We start from the raw sequence: 9,233 nt of genomic DNA on the forward strand, positions 1-9,233 counted from the left end.
ATGCGGCAAAACCCCACATAATCGACATATCCAAACGGTCCGACGTCACGACTGTCAGTATCAGCCGCGCCTTGGCCCGGCATCCGCATTGGGGCGGCCTGCGGCCAGCAACAGGGCAAGGCCGGGCAGGGTGCTGATCAGGAAGACCAGGCCAAAGGCGATGCTCGCGGCCAGACCGGCGGTGGCACTTGCCCCGGCCAGCGGAAAAAACGCCGCCGCCGCGCCTTCGCGCAGACCCCAGCCGCTGACCGAGATGGGCAGCACCATGGTCACAAGGATCAGCGGCACAAGCACCGGGATAGCGCCCACGGGAAGGTGCGTTCCGGTCGCGCGGGTGCAGAAATCGAAGGCCAGCAGATTTGCGGTCGCTGTCCCAAGGCTGAGCGCGATCTGCGCGGGCAGAACGGGGGCGGCCATGGCCCGAATCAGCGGTGCGCGCAAAGCCATAAGCCGCCGGCCGGCAGCTCCGGGCAGATGCGGAAGCCACCGGATCGCCGCCGCTGTCGCAACAGCGGCCAGCCCGATGACCGTGACCAGGGCCAGCAGCGGCGGCGGTAGCGCAAGACCTTCCGGCGTCAATGTCACGGCGATAGCCGCGCCCGGCAGAATGGCGATGATTGCGGTCTGACCGGCCAACCGCTCGATTATCACGGTTTCGTTGGTGCGGCGCAGTCCTGCCTCTCTGCGCGCCCGACATCGCCAGCCATTCCGCCCGGCAGCGACTGGTTGACGATCTGCGCCAGATAATATTCCCGAACCGATTGCGATGGCGCGATCCGCAGGCCCAGTTGCCGGGCCGTCAGGCGCCAGCGCCACGCTGAAAGCAGCGTCTGCACCGTTAGGGCCAACAGCGCCGCGCCAAGCGAGCCGGGTTGGGCGCGGGACAGCATCCGCAATGCCTCGGGCACGTCCAGATTGACCCAGAGCAGCACCATCAGCCCTATCGCGACGCTAATCTGCAAAATGCGACGGGTTGTCATGCCGGAGGCCCGGCCACGCCCGGGTCCGAGAATGTGCGCAGGATCATGTCGCGCATCTCCTCCATCGGGATTGGCTCCATCCGCTCTGACGGGATCAGCCCCTGCGTCAGCCCCCAGTTCGCGGTGCGCCCGACCATCCCCTCGGGGCCGATAACATGGATCGGCACCTCGCGTCGTTCATCCAGCGCGATGCTGGCGGCGGCCTGATGATCGCCCAGAACGATCATAAAGGGCGGATCATCGGCATTCAGCAGCGCATAGGCCGCTACGGTCTGCAGCACATAGTCGATGGCCAGACGATATTGCTGCCGCACCCGGTCACGGTCGCGCCAGACGACGCGCGGCGGATCTCCGGCCTCGGCCATGGCGTCAAAGACCCGGCCATCGCCCAACTCATCCCATTCCAGCACCGAGGGCACCGGCACCCATGGCGCGTGCGAGGATATCAGGGCGATCTGCGCGAACAGGCGGCGCGGATCGGTGCCATCGCGCAACAGCCGGTCGCCTGCGGCCAGCGTGAACTGATCGGGCATCGTGACCCAGTTGAAACGCTTGCCACGATAGCCCAGATCGCCTGCGGCAAGCACAAGGTCAAAGCCCATGCGCCGCGATTCCGGCCAAGGCCGGGTGATTGCCGGCATGACCGCCGCCGTCCGAAATCCGGCGCGCTGCGCATGGTGAAACAGCGTCTGCCGCCCGCTGGCGAGCGACGCCAGATAGCGCGACTGGTCATTGGCCCAAAGCCCGTTGGCAAAGCTCGCATGCGCCAGCCAGCTTTGCCCGCCTTGCGTCGGTGACGTCAGAAAGCCCGACCGCACGGCAAGCCCCGCATAGGCCAGATCGGCTTCGGCACGGCGCATGGTCGGAAGGTGAGTTTCGGCGTAGAAGGGCGTGTCAAAGCTGGTCCTGCCATAGCTTTCCAAAAAGATCACCAGCACGTCGCGATCAACGGCATTCAGCAGGCCCGGAGTATCTGTCAGGGGATCATTGAAGACGGCCTGCCGGAACTGCCGCAGATCGGCCAGCGTCCGCCGCGCTAGCGCCGTTCGTTCGATGACAAAACGGGTAGTGTCGGTGGCGACGGGCAGTCCCCAGCCAAACGACGTGGGAGCGGCCTGGGCAGGCAGAAGCGCAATGGCGGCCAGTGCCGCGACGGCGGGCCACGGGCCGGGCGGGGCCAGCCGGGACCAGACGCCAAGACTCCACCACAGCGCGAAACTGATCCCCAGTATCAGCGCCATCGCCAGAAGCACGGCAAATGTCGATGCCGCCACGCCAAACGATCCCGCGACAACCCGGACCGAAGCGTCGATCAAGGGCAGGTCGGCGATGGGATTGAAGGTGCGGCCGAGAACCTCGTGCATCGCCAGATCAGCCAGTTTCAGCAGGATCAACAGCGTCATAAACAGCGTGGCGATCAGCCGCACCGTCCGTCCCGCGGGCCCGCGTCCCGTTGCCATCGCCAGCAGCAGCAAGGCCAGCAGTTCCAACGGAAAGGCCAGCAGTGTCGCGGCGTTCAGGCCGCCGGGGCTCTCCGGCAGGACCAGCGCCAGCCAGATCGCAGCAGCCGCCAGCAGGATCTGAAACAGCGCCGGGCGTGGTTGCGCACCTGCGTTCATTGCCGCCGCGCCCGCAGCCAGATCACATCGACGGCAAAGGAATACAGCACCGGCAGAAAGGCCGCGCGGCTCAGGACGATGGCCGCATCGCCCGGCACGCTCGGTATCTGCAGGATGATCAGCGTGGCCAGTTGGACCACACATATGGCCTTGCGCCGCCATCGCTGCGGCAGGGGATAAGCCAGCCATGGCCACAGCACCGAGGCCGCGACGAAAACGTAACGGATCAGGCCAAGCGCAAGGACTTCGGCCCCGGCAGCCGTACCGATAAAGGCATGAACTGCCAGAAGCAGCGCAAGGATGGAATCGATTTCCATATCGAAGCGGGCGCCGAAATTCGACACAAGTCCGCTCTGCCGTGCCAGCCGGCCGTCGACCCCATCAAGCGCCAAGGCGACGGTGCCGATCAGAACGACGGCCCAGCCTGCCGCCGCCCCGGACAGCAATGGCCCCAGAAGGGCACAGACGAGCGCTGCCCGGATCGATGTCACCGTATTGGCAGGGCCAAATCGATCATAGGGATAGTGACCACGGCTCAGATGACCGACCAGCAGCCACAGCAGCAGATACAGTGCCGGAGGCGCGATCCAGCCCCAAGGCCAATCCGGCTGCAGGACCACTAGGCCACAGAAGAGCGCAGCCATCCCGGCCATTCCGGCCCGGTTCACACCAGCCTGCACCTGAGAGGCACGGACGCCCCGGCTCGGTTCGCGCGCGTCTGCCCGCAGATCGCTGTCCATATCGCCCATCCGATTGACGTTATGCCAAATCCACCATGCGTCAAGCCGTGCGGATCCCTGTGTGATTTGGGGGGAAACCGGGGTATCATGATAAGCGGGAGGGCGGACCGAATGTCCCTTATCACCGAAGGATACCGAAGCCCCGCGCGTTGGCTGCACTGGATCACCGCCGTGCTGGTGCTGCTGATGATACCCGCCGGGCTGATCATGGTGCAGCAGGGCCTGCCCCGGCCGCTTCAGGACACGCTGTTCATCTTTCACAAGAATACCGGCGTGATCCTGTTCCTGCTGATCGTCCTGCGGCTGATCTATCGCTGGCGACACAAGCCGCCACCGCTGCCCGACGACATGCCCGTCTGGCAAAGCCAGGCAGCGGGGCTGACCCACCTGGCGCTCTATGCGCTTCTGGTTCTGATGCCCGTCAGCGGCTATATCCGGGTGCGTGCCGACCACTTTCCGATAGAGGGGCTGGACGCCTTGGGTATGGGCACGCTGATGCCGAAATCGGAAATCCTTGCAGCAACGGCGCAGGCCGTTCATGTCATCTGCGCCTTCCTTCTGATCGCCATCCTTGCCCTGCATATCGCAGCGGCCCTGCAACACGCATTGCTGCGCCGGGACGGCATCTGGTCGCGAATGTGGCCGCCAAATGGCTGATCCGGTGTAACCGTCCGGCCTGACCGCTACTGGCGCCATTTCCAGGGCAGCAGTTCATCGACCTTGTTGATCTTGTAGTCCGGGATGCGGGCGAGGGTGTCGGCGAGCCATGGGTGTGGGTCGACAGCGTTCAGCTTGGCCGTTTCGATCAGGGTGTAGGCGATGGCGGCAGCCTTTCCGCCTGCCTCGGAGCCCACGAAGAGGTAGTTCTTTCGGCCTAGAGCCATTGCCCGTTCATTCTGCCCATGTCGACGAAGAGCGGGAAGTCCATTATCGTTGGCATCCCTATTTCGGCCTGAAGGTCTGTATCCGGCGAGTAGAGCAGCGCGCGACCGGGCAATTTCTTAAGGTGGAAGGCCCGTCTGGCGTTGTCGTCTCGATTCCCGGCTGGATGGTGGATCCCCTCGCCTGCGCCGACATGAGCATTGGCCAGCCACAGGTTGATCTCACCGCTCTGTCTGAACTCAAGAGACTAGTCACGCCAACGGCTGCTCCCGCACACTCCCCGCGCAAAACTGGAATCGCAAGGGAGGAAGTCGATGAAGCAGCACAACGCGCCTGTGCCGACCTCGGGCAGACAGATGAGCCTGATGTTCGGGCCGTGCAAGGTGGACGAGATGACCGAGGCGGAGCGGGCGAAGGCCACAATCACGCTGGCTCAGATTCTGATGCAGGCTGCGGGCCTCATCGTGGAGGAGCTTGACGATGAACAGCGTTGAACTGATCCCCGCGCAACTCCTGAAGCGCAAGGCTGTCGTCTATGTGGGCCAATCGACACAGTCCCAGGTCATGACCAACCTGGAGAGCCAGCGGCGGCAATATGACCTCGTCGACATCGCACGCCAGCACGGTTTCATCGACGTCGAGGTTATCGACGACGATCTTGGTCGCTCCGCGAGCGGAACGGTGGCGCGCCCCGGCTTCGATCGTCTGGTCGCCTGGTTGTGCGCGGGGAAGGTGGGCGCTGTTTTATGCCAGGATGCGTCACGGCTCGCGCGAAATGGCCGGGACTGGCACCATCTTCTAGAATTGTGCGGGCTCGTTGAGGCCCGTGTCATCGACCACGACGGCATCTACAATCCCTGCCAGCCGAATGACCGCCTGCTTCTGGGTATGAAAGGCAGCATCAGCGAGTTCGAACTCGGCGTGCTCAGGACGCGGATGCTGGATGCCGCCAAGGCAAAGGCGCGGCGTGGCGAGCTGCGCCTGTCAGTCCCGTTCGGTTACATCTGGCACCGTGAGGCGGGTCTGGGGCTGGATCCTGATCTGCGGTTGCAGGAGGTGATCAGGCTCATCTTTACCCGCTTCAGTGAGCTTGGCAGCGCGCGCCAGGTATTGTTGTCGATGACGGCTGACCAGATCCACTTTCCGCGGCCCTCAGACGAAGGGCGCATGACCAACTTCAAATGGCTGCCGATCCGCTATCACAACGTGATATCTGTGCTCAAAAACCCCTTCTACGCGGGCGTTTATGTCTATGGCAAAAGCGAGAAACGAACATCCATTGTGGATGGGCGCGCCCGTCGGAGCTATGGTCACAGCAAGCCGGTCGGAACCTGGGACGTGTTTATTAAGGACCACCACGAGGGATATATCGGCTGGGACGAATTTGAGCGAAACCAAAACCAATTGGCGCTGAACAACTACGGCCGCGCCGACGGTGTGAAATCGGGCCGGGGCGGCCGGGCGCTGCTTGCAGGCGTCATGACCTGTGCCCGGTACGGACGGCGGCTCTCGGTTGCCTATACCGGCAATCCGCAAAGCCGACCCGTTTATCGCTGCGACAAGCCCAATCTGATGATGGGTCTACCCCGGTGCATGACCTTCGGTGGCCCCCGGGTGGATCTGGCTGTTGCGCGTGAACTGTTGCGCGCGGTAGAACCTTTGGCGATCGAGGCCGCGTTCGAGGCGGAGCGGATGTATCGGAAACGACAGGGTGATCAACGCCAGATCCTTGATCTGGAACTGCAGCAGGCCCGTTACGAGGCCGGTCTCGCTGAGCGTCGCTATGCAGCATGCGATCCCGACAACCGTCTGATCGCCGCCCAGCTGGAGAAGAATTGGGAAATCGCGTTGCGCCGCGTGCGAGATATTGAAGCACGCCAGCCGACCGACAGCGCATCGACCATAGAAGTTGATCCATCCGCTTTCGCCAACATGGCGGAAAACCTTTCTGCAGCCTGGAATGCGCCCAACGTGACGATGCGTGCCCGTCAGCAAATGCTACGCACGTTGATCGCCGATATCATTGTCGATGTCGAAGATGCGGTGCGCGACGTCGTCCTCACGATCCACTGGCGGGGTGGCCAGCACTCGGAATTGCGCGTTCGCAAACCCCGAACCGGAGAACACGGTTGCGCGACGGCTGAAGATGCCTTGGCAATAATGCGCAGCATGGCTGGTCGCTGGTCTGACGAGCATATCGCCGCGTCGCTCAATCGGATGGGATTACCCACCGGACAAGGCAAAACCTGGACAGCGCACCGCGTCGCATCCGTCCGGCGCGTTCGCGGGATCCACGCCTACCGATCCGCTGAAAAAGATGGCGAATGGCTCACCATGACTGAAGCAGCAAAGGCATCAGGCGTTACAAACCACCTGATACGGCGCCTTATCAAGACCGGCATCCTTCCGGCTGTGCAGGTCGTATCCGGTGCGCCGTATCAGATCCGTGCCGACGACCTGGCGTCGGAGGCGGTCAGAGCTGCATTAGCCCGAAAAGGGCGCCCGTGTCGCGTGGCTGACACGGACACACTTCCAATGTTTACAGATACTTGAAGAGAGAGTGCATAATGAAACACGCTTCGCGATGGCGCGCATGCCGCGTTCGGCTACATTGTTGTCCAGTTCCAGCATGCCGTTGTCGAGATAGGGGCGCAGGCGTGCCATGCGGGTCAGGGCATAGCGGATCGCGGCGGCGAGCGGGGATTTTCCGGATATTCTGGTCATTTGCATGGCCAGCCAGACCTCGAGATCATCGAAGACCGGGGCGGCATTGGCCTTGCGCAGTGCGGCCCTTTGGTCTGGCGGCGATCCTCGCGCCTCCTTCTCGACGGCGTAGAGTTTGGCAATCCGGGCGATGGCCTCCTCGGCGACGGCTGAGCCCTGCGACCGATAGATGTCGACGAACTTGCGTCTGATATGCGCCATGCAGGCGACCTCGCGGACAGCGCCAGATCGATAAAGCTCCTCGAAGCCGGCATAGCCATCGGCATGCATCCAGCCCCGATAGCCGGCCAGATGGTCTTTGGGATGCTGACCCTTGCGGTCGCCTGAGAAGCGATACCATGCGGCAGGGGGCATATCGCTGCCCCATGGGCGTTCGTCACGAGCATAGGTCCAGATGCGCGCTGTCCGGGTCTTGCCGGTGCCGGGTGCGAGCATGCGGACTGGGGTATCGTCAGCAAATATGGCGCCGCCAGCCAGCACATACCGACCGATGGCATCGGCCAGAGGCTCCAGCAGGGCGGTGGTCTTGCCGACCCAATCGGCCAGCGTGGACCGGTCCAGATCAATGCCTTCCCGATCGAAGATCTGACTTTGGCGGTATAATGGCAGGTGATCCACATATTTGCTGACCAGAACATGGGCCAGCAGCCCGGGTCCCGGGCGCCCGCGTTCAATGGGGCGCGAGGGCAGCGGCGATTGCGTGAAGCGTTCGCAGCAAGCGCAGGCAAAGCGTGGTCGCATGATGCGATTGACGATGAAGCGGCCGGGGACGTATTCCAGTTCTTCGGTCACATCCTCGCCGATCCGGCGCAGATGCCCGCCGCAATCGGCGCAGGCATCAGAACCCGGGGTCAGTTCCACTTCCATCCGGGGGATATGGTCCGGGATCGGCTTGCGCTTCGGCTTGGACTTGTCCTCGATATCCGGCAGCTTCATCCGTGCCACCATCGCGGCGGCGGCGATCTCGCTGGTTTCCAGCGCCAGTTGCAGCTGTTCGATGGTCTCGGACGAACTGCCAAACCGCTGCGCCCGATGCCCGGCCAACTGATGCCGCAGCTTCTCGATCAGCACCGCCTGTGCCTTCACCTCGTCCAGAAGCCGCGCCGTGAAGCTGCGCAGTTCCTCGGGATCGACGGGGATGGTCACGGGCTCGTCCAGCATGGGAAAAGCTTACCCTGCAAAGGGTTTTGTGGGAATCCCGCTCGTTCCGGATTGGCGGATTATCCCGCCATCAGCGGCTGCCAGCTGCGCTGCGGCGTCCGCCAGTCGATCCCTTCAAGCAGCATGGCAAGCTGCGCCGGTGTCAACGCAACTTTGCCCTCTTTCGCCGAGGGCCAGACAAACCGGCCCCGCTCCAGCCGTTTGGTGAACATGCAGGCCCCTTGCCCGTCCCACCAGATCACCTTCACCAGATCGCCTCGACGGCCACGGAACACGAACAGATGTCCGGCGAACGGATCCTGCTGCAGCACGGCCTCGGCCTGCGCCGCCAGCGATGGGAACCCCTTCCGCATATCGGTCACACCCGCCGCCAGCCAGACCCGCGTATTGGCCGGAACCGGGATCATGGCGACAGGCCCCGGATCAGCCGTGCCAAGGCATCGGGATCATAACTCCCGCTGATCCGCATCCGGTGGCCGCCCGACAGTTCGATGTCGATCCGGTTCTGCGCGACAGGGGTGTCCGAGGCGGGCCTGGCATCAATGATCTCAACCGGCAGAAAGCGCGACTCCTCCGATGGCACTTGAACCGACGCCGGGTCCGACGCATAGCGAGGATCGCGCAGCCATTTGAAGATCAGGTTCGCATTCACCGCGTAACGACGCGCTACCTGCGCAACCGAAACACCCGGCGCGATCGTCTGCAGGCAGATCGACCGCTTCTCCTCATCCGTCCAGAGCCGCCTCGTCCGACGTGTCATCCCAGCACCATAGTGTCCACTATCCCTGGTGGACACTAACCGTCACTACCTGACCGCGGCAGAGCGGTCAGGCCGGACGCTTACGCCTGTGGCTGCCGCTCTATGCGTGCTGTTGCAGTTTTTGGTGTCTGGTGTTGATGTGGCGTTGATGTAGACGGCGGAAAGGCCAGTGGTATCTCGATACCACCGGCTTATCTATTTGACATATTTCATAAATTTGGTTGCGGGGGTAGGATTTGAACCTACGACCTTCAGGTTATGAGCCTGACGAGCTACCGGGCTGCTCTACCCCGCGACAGGTGCGTTATGGCGCACGGTTGCACCGATCTTTGTTTGATGGTGCGGATTTGTTCATCGTTTAGAGAGA

8 protein-coding genes, 1 tRNA gene and 2 pseudogenes are annotated in these 9,233 nt (G+C 63.0%); 3 read left to right on the forward strand and 8 right to left on the reverse strand.

Going from position 1 to position 9,233, the window contains the following annotated elements:
• Positions 1-60 precede the first annotated feature (60 nt).
• From G7044_RS18270 to G7044_RS17500, 3 genes and pseudogenes are all read right to left on the reverse strand, one after another.
• Positions 61-980: pseudogene (locus G7044_RS18270) on the reverse strand (lysylphosphatidylglycerol synthase transmembrane domain-containing protein).
• Positions 977-2,599 carry a sulfatase-like hydrolase/transferase gene (locus G7044_RS17495; RefSeq protein ID WP_166331245.1) on the reverse strand — a complete coding sequence of 541 codons (1,623 nt, stop codon included), beginning with the start codon at positions 2,597-2,599 and terminating at the stop codon, positions 977-979. The pseudogene G7044_RS18270 and the gene G7044_RS17495 overlap by 4 nt, the downstream one beginning before the upstream one ends.
• Entirely contained in the window at positions 2,596-3,339 is a 744-nt protein-coding gene (locus G7044_RS17500) for a CDP-alcohol phosphatidyltransferase family protein (RefSeq protein ID WP_235931384.1), read from the reverse strand. The genes G7044_RS17495 and G7044_RS17500 overlap by 4 nt, the downstream gene beginning before the upstream one ends.
• Positions 3,340-3,450: 111 nt before the next feature.
• On the opposite strand from G7044_RS17500, the gene G7044_RS17505 reads away from it, so the two are divergent.
• A complete protein-coding gene (locus tag G7044_RS17505) occupies positions 3,451-3,996 on the forward strand; it encodes a cytochrome b (RefSeq protein WP_166331247.1) in 546 nt (181 codons plus the stop codon).
• Between the two features lie 26 nt (positions 3,997-4,022).
• On the opposite strand, the pseudogene G7044_RS17510 reads toward G7044_RS17505, so the two are convergent.
• Positions 4,023-4,229 (reverse strand): annotated as a pseudogene (locus tag G7044_RS17510) (transposase domain-containing protein); the annotation flags it as partial.
• Positions 4,230-4,535: 306 nt separating this feature from the next.
• Here G7044_RS17510 and G7044_RS17515 point away from each other — a divergent pair.
• Together G7044_RS17515 and G7044_RS17520 are read left to right on the forward strand one after the other, a co-directional pair.
• Positions 4,536-4,715 (forward strand): hypothetical protein, encoded by a 180-nt coding sequence (locus G7044_RS17515; protein WP_166331249.1) that lies wholly within the window; start codon positions 4,536-4,538, stop codon positions 4,713-4,715.
• Entirely contained in the window at positions 4,702-6,774 is a 2,073-nt protein-coding gene (locus G7044_RS17520; protein WP_166331251.1) for a recombinase family protein, read from the forward strand. The genes G7044_RS17515 and G7044_RS17520 overlap by 14 nt, the downstream gene beginning before the upstream one ends.
• Here the strand turns inward: G7044_RS17520 and tnpC are convergent.
• The 4 genes from tnpC to G7044_RS17540 all read right to left on the reverse strand — a co-directional run bounded on the left by tnpC (position 6,706) and on the right by G7044_RS17540 (position 9,161).
• The gene (tnpC, locus tag G7044_RS17525) at positions 6,706-8,106 is read right to left on the reverse strand and encodes an IS66 family transposase (protein WP_235931385.1); all 1,401 of its coding nucleotides are present in this window, start codon (positions 8,104-8,106) and stop codon (positions 6,706-6,708) included. The two genes, G7044_RS17520 and tnpC, sit on opposite strands and share 69 nt — an antisense overlap.
• A 59-nt stretch (positions 8,107-8,165) precedes the next feature.
• Positions 8,166-8,513, reverse strand: coding sequence for an IS66 family insertion sequence element accessory protein TnpB (gene tnpB, locus G7044_RS17530; RefSeq protein WP_166331253.1), 348 nt, complete (start codon positions 8,511-8,513; stop codon positions 8,166-8,168).
• Complete coding sequence (tnpA, locus tag G7044_RS17535; protein WP_166331255.1) at positions 8,510-8,866, reverse strand: IS66-like element accessory protein TnpA; 357 nt, start codon at positions 8,864-8,866, stop codon at positions 8,510-8,512. The genes tnpB and tnpA overlap by 4 nt, the downstream gene beginning before the upstream one ends.
• A gap of 218 nt (positions 8,867-9,084) precedes the next feature.
• Positions 9,085-9,161 (reverse strand) — tRNA-Met (locus G7044_RS17540).
• Between the last annotated feature and the right edge of the window lie 72 nt (positions 9,162-9,233).

Source organism: Paracoccus xiamenensis (assembly GCF_011308835.1).
GTDB classification, from domain to species: Bacteria; Pseudomonadota; Alphaproteobacteria; order Rhodobacterales; family Rhodobacteraceae; genus Paracoccus; species Paracoccus xiamenensis.